We start from the raw sequence: 14,547 nt of genomic DNA, 5'->3' as shown, positions 1-14,547 counted from the left end.
TGGCACACATAAACACGTGCCAGTCCCTGTTTTTACTTAGTTTCTTCTAAACGTGAATTTTGTTTTTGATATTTATAAAATTCTTGTTTTGCTGTATCAATTACCTTTCTATACAGGTCCTTATATTCTACAAGATCTGTTCCATAAACAAAATTTCCCGTATATTTAAATGGATTTAAATCAGAAGAATAAATATCTCCATGCGAAGCCATCCCTCCTTTTCCAACAATTAAGCAATTGTTATAGGGATTTACATAAAAAATCACATAAGATCCTAAATGAGAACCTCCCGAACTACAATAAGCTACAGGAATTAACCCAAAATCTTTAAATACACGCATAGAGTATGCAGCATTTTTAGAAACCAGTCCGTTTTCTAAAGTCATATCAGCCATGACCCAACCGTTATATGGAGAGTATCCTTCATTTTTATTTATTGTTACAGAAGTTCTAGCAAAACAAATTCCACTTACCATTAGAAAAAAAGCGCAACAAAGAAAAACGATTCTTTTCACCATCGTCTCTCACCTCACTATCAATGGCCAGATATAAATACATAGAAAATGCATTAGAAAAATGATCAACTCTATTATTCTTAAATAGGGTATTATTTTAATATATTCAATATATCTTCAACAGAATCGACAATGTAATCGGCCTTCTCCGCTTCGAACATAGCCCGCGCCGCCGGGCCGTCCAGTCCCGTAAGCGTTCCGATCATGACGGCTCCCATGGCTTTGGCGCACCAGATGTCGGCCATGGAATCACCGACAATATAGTACTCGCCGTCCTTGAAATCGTCGGGACGGCTGACGTACTCGGCATACCGTTCGGGATAGGTGCCGAAGGCTCCGGCATAATAAGCGAAAGGATTTGGCTTGTCGAGGGACAAGCCCAGCATCTTCGATGCTTCGTCTACATCCGTATAGGTCGCCACGTGACGGGGATCAAATTCTTCATCCCAATGATAGGCCGCAAAAGGCACGGCCGTCTCCATGCGCGACCGGCCCGTAGCGACGGCCAGCCGGTAGCCTCGGCGCTTCAGTTCCTGAAACATGCGTCGTATGCCCTCGGCAGTTCCCAAGGGAACTTCGCGGCGCAGAAAGCCTTCTTTGCCCGGCGCATAGGGAGCTTTTCCATACGTTTGTTCATACAATTCATCTCCAAAATACCACTCCTGGAAAGCTTCGAAATGAAGCTGCCACAGGGCGGAATCGAGGTGCGACCACGGCGCAGCCGTACCTAATGAAGATTCTATGGCTGCCGTCAAGCAGGCGAATACGTCGTCCTTTCCCGCCTCGTCCGGCACAGCGTTGACCAGGCGTTCCCTTACCGCCGCAGCATCGGGAACGGCATACCCTTGCAGCCGTTGGCCCAAGGCGCGGACATCGGCCATTGATTCTATAACAATATCAGTCAGCAAATGGCCATCAGCCTTGTACTGCTCTAACAACATCCACAGTGTCGCCGCGATATGGGCATGGGTCATATCCCAGTTGCTGTTGACGCCGTGCTTTTTAAGCCAAATCAAGATGGCATCGTCGAGCCAAAAACGGGCCCGCAAGGCGTCGATTTCTTCGTCCGTCAGCCCCGTCCTGACCTGCTCATGGCCCAGATTCATAAACGACGGACTATAGTACCATTCCCATACAGTCAGGGCCGATACGTCAAAATAGCGTTTTTCGCTGAGAAGCACGCCGTCTACGTCGAAAATAATAGTTTTCATAACTACTCCTTAAAAGGTCTTATCTAAATGACCGACCGTTTTCTTGTTGCCCTTGACGTGGGACCGTTCTTCCAATACGGCCATGACGTCGTTAACGCTGACGCCGGCCGCCTCCCACAATACGGATAAGTGATAGAGCAAATCGGCCGATTCTTTACATACTTCCAGGCGCAAGTCGTCTCCGTCGCCGACAGCGGCGTTTTTGGCGGCAATGATGACCTCCGCCGACTCTTCGCCGATTTTCTTGCAGATCTTATCCATGCCGGTCTGGAGCAAATAGGCCGTATACGATTTTTCCGTCGGATGAATCTTCTTTTCTTCAATTTCGTCGCGCAAATCGGACAGCATAGACAGGCTGCCCGCATACGTCCCGTCCCAGCCGCCGAGGCGGCGGAAGAAGCACGACTTGCTGCCCGTATGGCAGGCCGCGCCGATCTGGTCTACGACGACCAGAAGCGTGTCGGCGTCGCAGTCGACAAAGATATCCCGTACCTTCTGGAAATGGCCCGACGTTTCGCCCTTATGCCACAGCTCCTGCCGGCTGCGGCTGTAAAACCACGTTTCGCCGCTTTCAACGGTCTTCTGCAGCGACTCGGCGTTCATATAGGCTACCATGAGGACCTTGCCGCTCCGCCCTTCCTGCACGACGGCCGGCACGAGGCCTTTGTCGTCAAATTTTACATCTGTCAAACCTACTGTTTCCACTATTCTGCTCCTCTCATGGCAACGCCCTGTTCTTTCAGGTATTTCTTCAGCTCCGGAAGGGGGATTTGTCCGAAATGAAAGACCGACGCTGCCAGGGCCGCGTCGACGCCGACGTCAAAGACCCGCTTGAAATCTTCCATCGTCCCGGCCCCGCCGGATGCAATGATCGGCACGGGAAGTTCCAGCGCCAGCCGCCGGTTCAATTCTAAGTCAAAACCAGCCTTTTCCCCGTCGGCATCCATGGAATTGATACAGATTTCCCCAGCCCCCAAGGCCACGCCCTGCTTTGCCCAGGCCACGGCGTCGATGCCCGTATTTTTCCGGCCTCCTTCAACGTATACCTGCCAGCTGTCGCGGCCGTCGCGCTTGGCGTCGATGGACAAGACGACGCACTGGCTGCCGAAGCGCAGCGCCGCCTCGCGGATGAGGTCGGGCCGCATCACTGCCGCCGAATTGACCGACACCTTGTCGGCCCCGGCCCGCAGTACCTGATGGAAATCGTCGATACTGGCGATGCCGCCGCCGATCGTAAAGGGAATATCTATGGCTTCGGCAACGGCCCGGACGACATCGATGAAGATATTCCGCCTTTCATGAGTCGCCGTAATATCGTAGAAGACGAGCTCGTCGGCTCCCTGCTCTGAGTAATATTTTCCTAATTTTACCGGGTCGTCTACGTCGCGTATGTTTTTAAACTGCTTGCCCTTGACGACGCGGCCGTCGCGCACGTCCAGGCACGGTACGATTCGTTTGGCCAGCATCCTACATTCCCCCTAACGCCCGGATTTGAGCCATTGTGACTTTCCCCTCGTACAAGGCCTTCCCCGTAATAGCCCCGTAGACCTTCATGGCCTGGAGCTGCTTCAAATCGTCGATGCCGCTCACGCCGCCTGAGGCGATGAGGCGGATGAAGGGCAGCTGCTGCAGCAGGGACAGCATTTCCATGTTCGGCCCCGTCAGCATGCCGTCGCGGCTGATGTCGGTGTACACGATGGTGTTGACGCCGATGGACAAGAGGAAATGGGCAAAGGGCAGGACTTCCTTATCGCTGCCGTCTACCCAGCCCCGCGTCGCCACCATGTCGCCCTTGGCGTCGATGGAAACGGCCAGGGCCGAGCCGTATTTCTTGGCCATGTCCGTAATAAAGGCGGCGTCTTCTACGGCCTTGGAGCCGATGATGACCCGGTTGACCCCTTCTTCCAAATACGTTTCAATCGCTTCTTCGCTGCGGATGCCGCCGCCTACCTGGACGGGAATGTCAACGGCGTCGCAGATGCGGCCGATGACGTCGGCGTTGCGGCGATCGCCGGAAAAAGCGCCGTCCAAATCGACGACGTGCAGGAACATAGCCCCTTCGTCGCGCCACTTGACGGCCGTCTCTACGGGGTCGTCAAAGTAAGTCGTGCTGTCTTCCTTCACGCCCTGGCGCAGGCGGACGACCTTGCCGCCTTGTATATCTATCGCCGGAAATACGATCATAGTCTCATCCTTTCTCTTGTACGTACGCAATGACATTCTGCAGGAGCCGCGCCCCTACGGGGCCGCTTTTTTCGGGATGGAACTGAAATCCCAAGACGTTGTCCCGGCCGCAGATAGCCGGCACGGCCTGCCCGTAGTCGGCCGTGGCGATGACGTCGGGCGAATCGGCCGGCGATTTATGATAGGAATGGACGAAATACACGTAGGGATGAGCCGGCAGTCCTTTCTGCAGCCAATGGCTGCCGCGGAATTCCAGCTCGTTCCAGCCCATATGAGGCACCTTCAGCGTCGTGCGGAACGGCACGATATCGCCGGGCAAAAAGCCAAGGCAGTCGTATTCGCCGCCTTCGTAATCCTTTTCAAACAAAGCCTGCATGCCCAGGCACACGCCCATGAAAAACTTGCCCGCCCGGACCTGTTCTTCCAGTACGGGAATGAGCTCAAATTTCTTCAGGTTCGCCATGGCGTCGCGAATAGCCCCGACGCCGGGCAGCTCGATGAAATCGGCCTGCCGGATGACCGCCGGGTCGCGGGTAATGTCGACGGACACGCCCAGACGCTTCCAGGCGTTGTACACGTTGGCCAAATTGCCAACTTCGTAATCGATAACAGCTACCTTCACGCTACAGCACCCCCTTCGTAGACAAGACGGCCGACTCGTCGCCGCTGAGCGACACGGCTTCGCGCAGGGCGTGGCCGAGGGCCTTGAAAACCGATTCGACGATGTGGTGGGCGTTTTCGCCGTAGAGATTCATCACGTGCAGGTTCATGCGGCCGTGGACGGATAAGGCGTAGAGAAATTCCTTCAGCATTTCCGTCTCGAAGGCGCCGATGCGCTCGACATTCAGCTTCACGTCGTATACCAGATAGGGCCGTCCGCTCAGGTCGACGACGACGCGGGTCAGGGCTTCGTCCATGGGGCAGTAAAACATGCCGTAGCGGCGGATGCCCTTTTTGTCGCCCAAGGCCTGGGCCAGCGCGCCGCCCAATACGATAGCCAGATCCTCCACAGTGTGATGGGTGTCTACGTCCAAATCGCCGTGGACGTGGAGGGTAATATCCATGCCGCCGTGGCAGGCCAGCAAATTCATCATGTGGTCGAGAAAGCCGATGCCCGTCGTGCCGGCAAAGGTCCCCGTACCGTCTATGTTGAGGGAAAGGGCAATCTGCGTTTCCGCCGTTTCCCGTTCTATCTGGGCGCTACGCATGGCCGACCTCCTTTCGAATCACTTCGACAACTCTTTGTACGACGTCCCTCGTCGTAACGGTAATGCGCAGGCAGTTCTGCAGGGCCGCGGCCTTGTAAAAGCGTACGCAGATGTCGGCCTTCTTCAAGGCATTGACGACGGCCGGCCCGTCAGGCACCCGGATGAGGACGAAGTTGGTCACGCTGTCGTATACGGTGACGCCGTCTATCCGTTTCAGCTCCGCCGTCAGGTACTCGCGGGCGGCAATGGTCGGCGGGATGTTATGGGCCAATATCACATCGCGGTATTTCATGGCCGCCAGCGCCGCAATCTGCGCTAAATTACCTACATTGTAGACCAGCTTGACCAGCGACAAGGCGTCGATGACATCCTTCTGCGCCACGGCGTAGCCGACGCGGACGCCGGCCAGCCCGAAGGCCTTGGACAAGGTGCGGATGACGATGAGGTTGTCGTAATCGGCCAATTTAGTAATGATGCTGTCGCTGCCGGCAAATTCGATATACGCTTCGTCGACGACGACAGGATTCGGCGAGGCCTGTAAGACCGCTTCCAAGAACGACAGGGGCAGGAGCTCGCCTGTCGGGTTATTGGGATTGCAGAGTACCGTCAGCTTCGGCTGCAGCTCCTGTACAGCCTGCAGCAAGGACTTCCTGTCGCGCGTAAAGCCCGGCAAATCGGGAATCTCTACGACCTTGGCCCCGACGATTTGGGCGTCGATGCCGTATATGTCGAAGGTCGGCCCGTGGACGAGAACTGTATCGCCTTCGTTCAAAAAGGTATTGGCAATAATGCTGATGATTTCATCGCCGCCGCAGCCGACGAGGACTTCCTCAGGCCGGCACGACACGTATTCGGCCAAGGCCGCCCGCAGCTCCTCGGCGAAAGGATCGGGATAGTGATACGACGGCGTTTGGCTCAGGCGGGTCAAAAATTCCGCCTTCACTTCAGGAAAATCAAATATATTATAAGGACTTTCGTTGGCGTTGATGACGGTGCGCTCCTTGATTTCCGGGACGACGTAGGGCTCAAAGGAGCGTATCGTCCGGCGCAGCCATTCTTTATTCATGCTCCATCCTCCTCTTTACAGCCAGCCCGTGGGCCTGCAGGCCTTCGACATTAGCAAAGGCCATGACTTTTTCCGCGACGGCTTCAAAGGCTTCCTTATCGTACTGCAGCAGGCTGCTGCGCTTGACGAAATCGTACACGCCCAGAGGCGACGAAAAGGCCGCTGTCCCCATCGTCGGCAAGGTATGGTTCGGCCCGGCGAAGTAGTCGCCGATGGGCTCCGGCGTATAGGGGCCGATGAAAATCGCACCGGCGTTGACGATATCTCCGGCCAGAGCTTCGGCGTCGGCTGTATCCAGCTCCAAATGCTCCGGCGCGATGAGATTCATGACCTCGACGGCCTGGTTCATATCCTTCGTCACAAAAATCTTTCCGTACTGCTCCACTGACGGCGCAGCAATATCCCGCCGCGGCAATTCGTCGAGCTGCCGACGGACTTCTGCTTCTACCTTTTCCGCCAAGGCGCGGCTCGGCGTGACGAGGAAGACCGCCGCCCGCGCGTCGTGTTCCGCCTGGGCCAGCAGGTCCGCCGCCACCCAAACGGGATTGGCCGTATCGTCAGCCAGCACGCCGACCTCGCTCGGCCCGGCGATCATGTCGATGCCGACGGTACCGAAGACGAGGCGCTTGGCCATGGCTACGTAGGCGTTGCCCGGCCCGACGATTTTAAAGACCGGCGGGATGGACTCGGTACCGAAGGCCGCCGCGGCGACGCCTTGGGCTCCGCCGGCCTTGTAGATTTCCGTCGCGCCGGCGACGCGGGCCGCCGCCAAAATATAGGGATTGACGGAGCCGTCCTTCTTGGGCGGCGTAAAGACGGCAATAGACGGCACGCCGGCCACGTGAGCCGGGATGATATCCATGAGCACCGTCGACGGATAGGCCGCCGTGCCGCCGGGGACATACACGCCGACGCGCTGTATCGGCGTAAACTTCGCCCCTAAACGCACGCCGGGGCGGAACGTATCCATCCACGTCGTCTCGACCTGCCGTTCGTGATACGTCCGGATATTGGCCGCCGCCTCTTCCAACACAGCCATGAAGTCGGATCCGACAGCCGCGACGGCCTCGTCGATTTCTTCTTCCGTTACGAGAAACGAATCGAGAAAGGGCCCGTCAAATATGGCCGTAAATTCCTTCAGGGCTTCGTCGCCCCGTTCCTGCACAGCCTGCAAAATATGTTCTACTCTCTGGCGAATGGCCTCGCTTTCCGACTGGTTCCGCGCCGTAATCGCCCGAACCTGCCGCAGCGTCAGCCCTTCTTCAGGAACTTCTATCCATTCCACTGTCCATGCCCCCTCGCTTATGCTTCCAAATTCTTCTCTTTGACGACGTCGACGAGACGCCGTATGTCTTCATATTTCATCTTAAACGACACGGGATTGCAGATCATGCGGGCGCTGAAATCCATGAAATACTCGACGACCTCCAGGCCGTTGGCTTTCAGCGTATTTCCCGTCTCGACGATATCGACGATGACGTCGGCCAGCCCCACGATAGGCGCCAGCTCGACGGACCCGTTCAGCTTGATAATATCGACGCTGCGGTGATTCTGCTCGAAATGGCGGCGGGCGATGCGGGGATACTTCGTGCCGACGGTAATGCGCTTCGTCATATCCACGGGCTTGCCGGCAATGGCCGCGACGGCCATGCGGCAGCGGCCGATGCCCAAATCGAAAATTTCGTACACGCCGGCTCCCGGCGCTTCTTCCAGCAGGACGTCTTCGCCGACGATGCCCACGTCAGCCGCTCCCCGTTCGACGTAGACGGCTACGTCCGGCGATTTGACGAGGGTCACCTTGAGCGTTCCCGTACTGTCTTCAAAAATCAGCTTGCGGCTGTCGGCGGTATAGGTCGGAAAGGCATAGCCGCTTTCCTGCAAATAGGCCATGACCGCCTTGTGTATGCGCCCCTTAGCCAGGGCAATGTGAATTGCCATCTTAAAGCCCCCTCATCGCGTCTTCCAGGTCTGCCGCCGTCACGGCCCGGCCGTCCTTGTAATACGAGCCGCCGCGGTATACGGCGTGAATGCTGTAATCGCGGCTGTCGATAAAGGATGACTCGGGATAGGCCGCCACGCGGAACCCCTGGCTGCGCCAGCGCATCAAATCGCGGACCATGACCTGATCCGACGCCGCGTAGGAAACGGCCAGCTGGAACGACGGCTCTGTTTGCGCCAGCAGGCCGGCGTCGTTCATGAATTCGTACAATAAGTTGATGTTCATGCCGAAGCCGCAGGCCGGCCGGTCGATGCCGAACTGGGCCGACAGCGTATCGTAGCGGCCGCCGTCGATGACGTCGTACAGCGCGCCGTCGACGTATACCTTGAACACCATGTCCGTATAATAGCCCAGCCGGCTGGCAAAGCCGAAGTCGAGCTGCACCTTGTCGGCAAAGCCGGCGTATAAAATATAATCGTAGATTTTTTCCAGCCGCGCCAGGGCGTTGAGCATGCCGCTGTTCAGGCAATAGTCCTTCGCCTTGCCCAGGGTCTGGGCGTACGGTCCGAACAGGACCGGCAGCGCTTCCAGGGCGCAGCGGGCATTTCCCGGCAGGGACAAACCGCTCAGATAGCGGCGCAGGGCGACGAGATTGCGGTCGGCCAGATAAGCCCGCAGCCGGTCCTTCTCCGCTTCCTGCAAGGGCAGGGCGTCGAACAAGGCCTGCGTATACGCTGCGGTGCCGATGTCAATGCGGATGTTTTCGACGCCGACGGCCTTTAGGATTTCCGCAGCCATGACGATGACCTCGCCGTCGCACTCGGGGCTCGGATCGCCGAGGATTTCAATGCCGCCCTGCAGGAAATCCTTGCCGTAGGTGCTGCGGCCGAAATATTCCCGAAAGACGGTGCTCACGTAACCGAACTTCAGCAGCTGGTTCGGCCGGGGAAACTCCCGGGCCGCCGACTCTACGAGGGGCAGCGTCACGTCGGGACGCAGGACGAGGACCCGTCCGTCCGTATCGACGGTCTTTACCATCTGCCGGCGCAGGTGCGGAAAAAAATGCTGATATACGTCGTAATCTTCAAAGCTCGGCGTCTCGACGATCTTGCAGCCGTGGTTCATGATTACGGAAATAATCTTTCCCTGAATTCGGTCATAATTGCGCATTTCGTCATGATGAAGCATTTTCACCCCATCAAGCGTATTCGGTTTCATCGCATGACCTCCTTTTACGTCTGTCTATTTTGCTTTATTACTTTATCAAGGTAAATCGATAAAGTAATGGCTGACATAAATTGTAACACACTGGAGGCGAAATAAAAATACCTTTTCTTAAAAATTTTACTTTTTTTACACGTCTTCTTCGGCTTGTTTTAAAATTTTCTTCACGGCCTTTTCAAACTTCGGCCGGGGAATCATGACCCGATGGCCGCAGCCGCAGCAGCGGATGACGAAATCGACGCCGATACGCATGACCTCCCATTCGTTTGAGCCGCAGGGATGGGGCTTTTTCATCTGCACGACGTCGCCGATATGATACCGAATAAAATTTGCCATATACATTCTCCTTTTCTGATAAAAAACGATAGTATATATAGTATATAGGGTAACGCCCGAAAAGGATAGAGAAAAAGAGGCCCGGCAGCCCTTCTATTCCCTTTTCTCCCTCCCTGTGGTAGTATATTGGATAATAGCCGGCCTATCGAGCCCCTATCTTTTTTATTTTCTGCAAGGAGGCACCGACTTGACACCGAACTTACAAAAACTGCGCTATACGTATTTGCTTCTCTATACTCTCGGCGGCGTCTGCACGCTCATGACCCTGGCCCTGTTGATCTGGGTCGCCGTTTGTATCGCCCTGGAAGCCGAACCGTTGGCGGCTATTTCCTTCTTATCCCACTTACCGACGCCCCTGCGCTTCGTTATCATCATCGCCGTCATGGCCATTTCCATCGCCGCCTGGCAGTACGGCGCCAAATACCACCAGCAGTACGAAGCGGCCCTGAAGCAGCGCCGCACGGAAAGGTAAAAAACCATGAGAAAGACGGAATTCATGGACCTCTTGAAGTATTACTTCCGCCGCAGCGACAAGACCGATTTGAAAGGGATCTTGGAAGACTGCGAAGAACAGTTCCGCCTGGGCGCGAAAAAGGGCCTGACGGAAGAAGAAGTATGCGCCAAACTGGGCCATCCTAAAAACATATACCGCTACTATATCGGCAAGCCCATCGTGCCGGAAGACAATCTCAGCATGACCGGCTCCGCCGACGCGCCGGCGCAGGAGGCGCCCGAGGCTGCTCCTGCCAAGCCTTCCCAATTCTACGATTGGGAAAAAGACCCGGCCCATCGCCGCCGCCCCAAAATCCGGAAAGCCTACTACCCCATGCCGCAGCCTGAGCCGCCCCGAAACTACGATGCCTACGCCGAAGGGCCCCAGCGTCCTAAGGCGAAAGGGCCTACAAAACGGACAGCCGATGAAGACGAGCTGCAGTGGAATGACAAGGCGGCCATCCCCCAGGCGGCAAAGGCCATTGCCAGCCCCTTTTTAGACATATTCGGGGCCTTGTTCAATATCGTCAGCACCATACTATTCTTCGCTTTCGCCTTGGCGCTCCTCGCCTCCATCGCCGTATACAGCCTGCCGCCGTATATCTTCTCGGATTTGCTGCCCCTGCCGACGCTGTCCGTCTCGACGATGGCCTTCGCCGTCCTGGCCTTGCTGTTCGCGGCCCTGACTGCGTCGTACGCCAGCCAGGCCTGCCACCGCACGGCCCGCAATGCCAGAAACCCCCAAAGGAGGGACGGATAATGGGAAAAGTCGTCATATGCCTCGTCCTGACGCTGGTCTTTTCCTTTCTCAGCGTTCAGTCGTTTCTGAGCAACGACTACGCCCGCCTCCAGCGTTGGCTTGCCTATTATCAGGAATACAAGGCCTTCGAAGAAGCGGTCAAGCGGGGAAACGCCTCGAAGGCCGAGCTCTTCGAACGGCTGAAAACGATGTATCCCGGCCAAGTCAGCGAGCTGGAAACCCATCTCAAGGAAAAGTACGGCGACCTGACCGACACGGCAAAGGATACGCATAGCACCTTGTCCGACACGCTGAACGACACGCTCGAAACGTTCTCCTCATCCCACGCCGACATCGACGCCCTAAAAAAGGAAGCCGAAAGCAGGCTTTCCTCTAAGGCCGAAGACGCCGAACAGGCCATTTCAGAGCCGAAGCGTTCTGCTTCCCGTGACAGTAGTAAAGACACGGAATCGAAACACACTGACGATGCCAAAGAGCCGCGGCGCTCTGAGTCGGACACAGTGAAAGAATAATTTTTTCATATTTTATTAAAAAATAATTATTATCCATTGATTTTATTTTGCAAATAGAGTATAATGTACTCAGAGGTCAGGAAAGAGACCTGACAAGAGGCAGCACAGGCTGCGAGTTTACGTATGAAATTATGGAGGTATCGATATGGAATTAAAAGGAAGCAAAACTGAAAAAAACTTAATGGCAGCATTTGCCGGCGAATCCCAAGCAAGAAATAAATACACCTATTATGCAAGCGTAGCGAAAAAAGCCGGCTACGAACAGATCAAAGCCTTCTTTGAAGAAACAGCCAACAACGAAAAAGAACACGCTAAAATCTGGTTCAAACTGCTCAACGACGGCATGCCGAACGACATCGACGCGCTGAAAGACGCAGCCGCCGGCGAACATTACGAATGGACGGAAATGTACCCGACCTTCGCCAAAGAAGCCAGAGAAGAAGGCTTCGAACACATCGCCTACCTGTTTGAAAAAGTAGCGGAAATCGAAAAACACCATGAAGAACGCTACCTGGCCCTCCTGGCCAACATCGAAAACGGCACGGTCTTCAAGAAACCGGCGACGAAAACATGGGTATGCCGCAACTGCGGATTCATCGTCGAAGGCGAAGAAGCTCCGGAAGTATGCCCGGTCTGCGCTCATCCGCAAGCTTTCTTTGAATTGAAAAACGATAACTACTAAACCACCATATATAACGAGACACCATCACACATCCGAAAGCGGAGGCAGGAATCCTGCCTCCGTCTTTTGTCGTCGGAAAATTTTTGCCGCCAAAATATTGACATTCGGCACAAGAGATGGTATGATTCTTATCAACAATCATATATTGATTTCATCAAGAGCAGCCGAGGGAATGGCCCTATGACGCTGCGGCAACCCCCAAATGGGATAGGTGCCAAGTCCAGCGGATACATCCGACAGATGAACACATACGTAACCAAAGCCGTCATCTGTCGACGGCTTTTCTTTTTACCCGTATCGTCGCCGGCCCATCCTATGGCAGGCCGTCCTGCCTCTTGCCATGTGATTGATTCAGTATCAGAAAGGATGAACAACCCATGAACTCTTCTATCAAAAAACTCCTTGCTGCGGCCCTCATCGCCGCGACCTGCGTATTTGCCGCCGGCTGCGGCAGCTCCGACAGCGGCTCGGCCGACAAAAAGGAAATCGCCATCGGCGTAACGGCCGGCCCCCATGCGGAAGTCATGGAACAAGTAGCTAAAGAAGCAGAAAAACAAGGCCTGACCATCAAGGTCGTCGAATTCAACGATTTTGTACAGCCCAACAAAGCCTTGGCCGAAGGCGATTTGGATATGAACTCCATGCAGCATCAGCCCTACCTCGACAACGTCGTCAAAAACCAGGGCATGAAGCTGACCTCTATCGGCAAGACCATTATCCTGCCCATGGCCGTATATTCCCACAAATATAAAAACATCAGCGAAGTCGCCGACGGCGCTAAGGTTACCATTCCGAACGACCCGACCAACGGCGGCCGCGCCCTCCTGCTCCTGCAGCAAGTCGGCCTCATCACCCTTAAAAACGGCACCTCCGTCGACGCCTCCGTACCGGATGTCGTAAACAATCCGAAGCACCTCGAATTCATCGAGCTCGACGCCGCCCAGATTCCCCGTTCCCTCGACGATACGGACTTGGCCTGCGTCAACACGAACTACGCCATCCCGGCCGGCTTAAACCCGCAGAAGGATTCCCTCCTCGTAGAAGACAAGGATTCGCCGTACGCTAACGTCATGGTCGTCCGCGAAGATGAAGCCAATAACGAAACGTATAAAAAAGTCCTGGCTATCTACCAGTCTGAACCGATTAAAAAATTCATCAACGAACACTTCCAAGGCACGATTCTCCCGGCATTCTAAGAGAAACGGACATCGAGCCACCACGGCATGGCCCCTCGCGGCTATGCCGTTTTTAGTTATACGCTTATACGCTGCAGGAAATAATATAGTATAATGAAATAGTAAAAGGAAACTACGCGTTAAGGAGATGACAGCTGATGAAACACATCGTAATCCTATCGGGCAGCCCCAGAAAAAACGGAAACACGAACCTCTTGTGCCGCCAATTTCAGCAAGGAGCCGAAGAGGCGGGCCACAGCGTACGCTTTATCCCCCTGGCGGAAAAACGCATCGGCTTCTGCCGGGCCTGTGACGCCTGCATGCGCAGCGGCGGAGCCTGCATCCAGAAGGACGACATGGAAAATATCCTCTGCGCCTTCCAGCAGGCTGACGTCGTCGTACTGGCGACACCCGTCTATTTTTACGGCGTCAGCGCCCAGATGAAGGCCTGTATCGACCGTACCTATCCCATTTGGCAGCACCTCGGCCGCAAGGAAGTATACTACATCGTCTCCGCCGGCTTAGGCGAAGACATCATCGCCCGCTCCCTCGGCGACCTGGACGGATTTGTCGAGCACTTCGAGCAGTATGAAATCAAAGGCCGCCTGTACGCGTCCAACGTCATGGAAGCCGGAGCCGTCCGCACCCTGCCGGTCATGGAAGCAGCCTACCAGGCCGGCCTTCACGTATAGAGCAGGAGGATACTGATGGAATCATTACGATACAGAAAAGCCCGGACCGAGGATATGGAAGCCGTCATGGCCCTGCAGACCGCCGTCTTTCACGGCGAGCAGCTTATCCCCCGGGACGCCGTTGAAGCCTTTCTAGCCATGGAGCCCCAGTGCTGGGTCGCCGAGCTGGACGGCGTCATCGTCGGCACGGCTGCCGCCTGGCATGAAGGCGGTCAGCTCCATTGGGGCCGGTTCATCGTGACGAAGGCCCTGCGGGGCCGGCACATCGGCACGAAGCTGGCAGCCTTTACCTTTGCAGAACTCTTCGCCCAAGGAATCGATTCCATTTTTATGGAAGCCCGCGACACGACCGTCGCCATCGTCGGCAAAATGGGCGGAACCGTCGCAGGAGAGCCCGTCCCCTTCTACAAAGGCACGGTCACGCCCGTATGGATCACGAGAGCAGCCTTTGCCCGATGCAGCCAGGAAATGCAAAATGGATGCTCCTCGTAATATACAAGAAAGCATCCACAAGCTGCGGTTTCAGCCACAAGCCATGAACCGGCCCTCCG

Annotated in this window: 19 protein-coding genes and 1 riboswitch; of the genes, 7 read left to right on the top strand and 12 right to left on the bottom strand. The window is 55.4% G+C overall.

Annotated features, from left to right (window positions below; all coding sequences use genetic code 11):
• Positions 1-32 precede the first annotated feature (32 nt).
• From CJ260_RS12680 to CJ260_RS04240, 12 genes are all read right to left on the bottom strand, one after another.
• Positions 33-518, bottom strand: a complete 486-nt coding sequence (locus tag CJ260_RS12680) for a hypothetical protein (protein WP_143747672.1) — start codon at positions 516-518, stop codon at positions 33-35.
• Between the two features lie 89 nt (positions 519-607).
• Positions 608-1,726 carry an HAD family hydrolase gene (locus CJ260_RS04290; protein WP_198947392.1) on the bottom strand — a complete coding sequence of 373 codons (1,119 nt, stop codon included), beginning with the start codon at positions 1,724-1,726 and terminating at the stop codon, positions 608-610.
• A 9-nt stretch (positions 1,727-1,735) separates the two neighbouring features.
• Entirely contained in the window at positions 1,736-2,431 is a 696-nt protein-coding gene (hisIE, locus tag CJ260_RS04285) for a bifunctional phosphoribosyl-AMP cyclohydrolase/phosphoribosyl-ATP diphosphatase HisIE (RefSeq protein ID WP_095629303.1), read from the bottom strand.
• On the bottom strand, positions 2,431-3,192 hold the full coding sequence (hisF, locus tag CJ260_RS04280) for an imidazole glycerol phosphate synthase subunit HisF (RefSeq protein ID WP_095629302.1): 762 nt from the start codon (positions 3,190-3,192) through the stop codon (positions 2,431-2,433). Before hisF ends, hisIE begins: the two co-directional genes overlap by 1 nt.
• 1 nt (position 3,193) lies before the next feature.
• Positions 3,194-3,910 carry a 1-(5-phosphoribosyl)-5-[(5-phosphoribosylamino)methylideneamino]imidazole-4-carboxamide isomerase gene (hisA, locus tag CJ260_RS04275; protein ID WP_095629301.1) on the bottom strand — a complete coding sequence of 239 codons (717 nt, stop codon included), beginning with the start codon at positions 3,908-3,910 and terminating at the stop codon, positions 3,194-3,196.
• Between the two features lie 4 nt (positions 3,911-3,914).
• On the bottom strand, positions 3,915-4,532 hold the full coding sequence (gene hisH / locus CJ260_RS04270; RefSeq protein ID WP_095629300.1) for an imidazole glycerol phosphate synthase subunit HisH: 618 nt from the start codon (positions 4,530-4,532) through the stop codon (positions 3,915-3,917).
• Position 4,533: 1 nt separating this feature from the next.
• The gene (hisB, locus tag CJ260_RS04265; RefSeq protein WP_095629299.1) at positions 4,534-5,118 is read right to left on the bottom strand and encodes an imidazoleglycerol-phosphate dehydratase HisB; all 585 of its coding nucleotides are present in this window, start codon (positions 5,116-5,118) and stop codon (positions 4,534-4,536) included.
• Entirely contained in the window at positions 5,111-6,184 is a 1,074-nt protein-coding gene (gene hisC, locus CJ260_RS04260; protein ID WP_095629298.1) for a histidinol-phosphate transaminase, read from the bottom strand. The genes hisB and hisC overlap by 8 nt, the downstream gene beginning before the upstream one ends.
• On the bottom strand, positions 6,177-7,469 hold the full coding sequence (gene hisD, locus CJ260_RS04255) for a histidinol dehydrogenase (protein WP_095629297.1): 1,293 nt from the start codon (positions 7,467-7,469) through the stop codon (positions 6,177-6,179). Before hisD ends, hisC begins: the two co-directional genes overlap by 8 nt.
• A 17-nt stretch (positions 7,470-7,486) precedes the next feature.
• Entirely contained in the window at positions 7,487-8,122 is a 636-nt protein-coding gene (hisG, locus tag CJ260_RS04250) for an ATP phosphoribosyltransferase (protein ID WP_095629296.1), read from the bottom strand.
• Position 8,123: 1 nt separating this feature from the next.
• On the bottom strand, positions 8,124-9,341 hold the full coding sequence (locus CJ260_RS04245) for an ATP phosphoribosyltransferase regulatory subunit (protein WP_087477909.1): 1,218 nt from the start codon (positions 9,339-9,341) through the stop codon (positions 8,124-8,126).
• 135 nt (positions 9,342-9,476) lie between these two features.
• The gene (locus CJ260_RS04240; RefSeq protein ID WP_087477908.1) at positions 9,477-9,683 is read right to left on the bottom strand and encodes a DUF951 domain-containing protein; all 207 of its coding nucleotides are present in this window, start codon (positions 9,681-9,683) and stop codon (positions 9,477-9,479) included.
• Positions 9,684-9,870: 187 nt separating this feature from the next.
• Between CJ260_RS04240 and CJ260_RS04235 the strand changes: the two genes are divergently transcribed.
• From CJ260_RS04235 to CJ260_RS04205, 7 genes are all read left to right on the top strand, one after another.
• Positions 9,871-10,155: a hypothetical protein gene (locus tag CJ260_RS04235; protein ID WP_087477907.1), complete on the top strand. Its 285-nt coding sequence runs from the start codon at positions 9,871-9,873 to the stop codon at positions 10,153-10,155.
• Between the two features lie 6 nt (positions 10,156-10,161).
• Positions 10,162-10,935, top strand: a complete 774-nt coding sequence (locus tag CJ260_RS04230; RefSeq protein ID WP_095629295.1) for an HAAS domain-containing protein — start codon at positions 10,162-10,164, stop codon at positions 10,933-10,935.
• On the top strand, positions 10,935-11,447 hold the full coding sequence (locus CJ260_RS04225) for a hypothetical protein (RefSeq protein ID WP_095629294.1): 513 nt from the start codon (positions 10,935-10,937) through the stop codon (positions 11,445-11,447). Before CJ260_RS04230 ends, CJ260_RS04225 begins: the two co-directional genes overlap by 1 nt.
• A gap of 145 nt (positions 11,448-11,592) precedes the next feature.
• On the top strand, positions 11,593-12,129 hold the full coding sequence (rbr, locus tag CJ260_RS04220) for a rubrerythrin (protein ID WP_087477904.1): 537 nt from the start codon (positions 11,593-11,595) through the stop codon (positions 12,127-12,129).
• A 148-nt stretch (positions 12,130-12,277) separates the two neighbouring features.
• A riboswitch (SAM riboswitch) is annotated at positions 12,278-12,376 on the top strand.
• 130 nt (positions 12,377-12,506) lie between these two features.
• On the top strand, positions 12,507-13,325 hold the full coding sequence (locus CJ260_RS04215; RefSeq protein ID WP_095629293.1) for a MetQ/NlpA family ABC transporter substrate-binding protein: 819 nt from the start codon (positions 12,507-12,509) through the stop codon (positions 13,323-13,325).
• Positions 13,326-13,462: 137 nt separating this feature from the next.
• The gene (locus CJ260_RS04210; protein ID WP_095629292.1) at positions 13,463-13,996 is read left to right on the top strand and encodes a flavodoxin family protein; all 534 of its coding nucleotides are present in this window, start codon (positions 13,463-13,465) and stop codon (positions 13,994-13,996) included.
• A gap of 15 nt (positions 13,997-14,011) precedes the next feature.
• Positions 14,012-14,488, top strand: coding sequence for a GNAT family N-acetyltransferase (locus CJ260_RS04205; protein WP_095629291.1), 477 nt, complete (start codon positions 14,012-14,014; stop codon positions 14,486-14,488).
• Positions 14,489-14,547 lie beyond the last annotated feature (59 nt).

This window comes from Megasphaera sp. ASD88 (assembly GCF_002287425.1).
GTDB classification, from domain to species: domain Bacteria; phylum Bacillota; class Negativicutes; order Veillonellales; family Megasphaeraceae; genus Megasphaera; species Megasphaera stantonii.
This window is presented reverse-complemented; position numbering and strand designations above follow the sequence as displayed.

Coding starts and splice junctions, on each gene's coding strand:
- CJ260_RS12680 (WP_143747672.1), bottom strand. CDS start 518: ATGGTGAAAAGAATCGTTTTTCTTTGTTGCGCTTTTTTTCTAATGGTA.
- CJ260_RS04290 (WP_198947392.1), bottom strand. CDS start 1,726: ATGAAAACTATTATTTTCGACGTAGACGGCGTGCTTCTCAGCGAAAAA.
- hisF (WP_095629302.1), bottom strand. CDS start 3,192: ATGCTGGCCAAACGAATCGTACCGTGCCTGGACGTGCGCGACGGCCGC.
- hisA (WP_095629301.1), bottom strand. CDS start 3,910: ATGATCGTATTTCCGGCGATAGATATACAAGGCGGCAAGGTCGTCCGC.
- hisB (WP_095629299.1), bottom strand. CDS start 5,118: ATGCGTAGCGCCCAGATAGAACGGGAAACGGCGGAAACGCAGATTGCC.
- hisC (WP_095629298.1), bottom strand. CDS start 6,184: ATGAATAAAGAATGGCTGCGCCGGACGATACGCTCCTTTGAGCCCTAC.
- hisG (WP_095629296.1), bottom strand. CDS start 8,122: ATGGCAATTCACATTGCCCTGGCTAAGGGGCGCATACACAAGGCGGTC.
- CJ260_RS04245 (WP_087477909.1), bottom strand. CDS start 9,341: ATGAAACCGAATACGCTTGATGGGGTGAAAATGCTTCATCATGACGAA.
- CJ260_RS04240 (WP_087477908.1), bottom strand. CDS start 9,683: ATGGCAAATTTTATTCGGTATCATATCGGCGACGTCGTGCAGATGAAA.
- CJ260_RS04230 (WP_095629295.1), top strand. CDS start 10,162: ATGAGAAAGACGGAATTCATGGACCTCTTGAAGTATTACTTCCGCCGC.
- CJ260_RS04225 (WP_095629294.1), top strand. CDS start 10,935: ATGGGAAAAGTCGTCATATGCCTCGTCCTGACGCTGGTCTTTTCCTTT.
- rbr (WP_087477904.1), top strand. CDS start 11,593: ATGGAATTAAAAGGAAGCAAAACTGAAAAAAACTTAATGGCAGCATTT.
- CJ260_RS04215 (WP_095629293.1), top strand. CDS start 12,507: ATGAACTCTTCTATCAAAAAACTCCTTGCTGCGGCCCTCATCGCCGCG.
- CJ260_RS04210 (WP_095629292.1), top strand. CDS start 13,463: ATGAAACACATCGTAATCCTATCGGGCAGCCCCAGAAAAAACGGAAAC.
- CJ260_RS04205 (WP_095629291.1), top strand. CDS start 14,012: ATGGAATCATTACGATACAGAAAAGCCCGGACCGAGGATATGGAAGCC.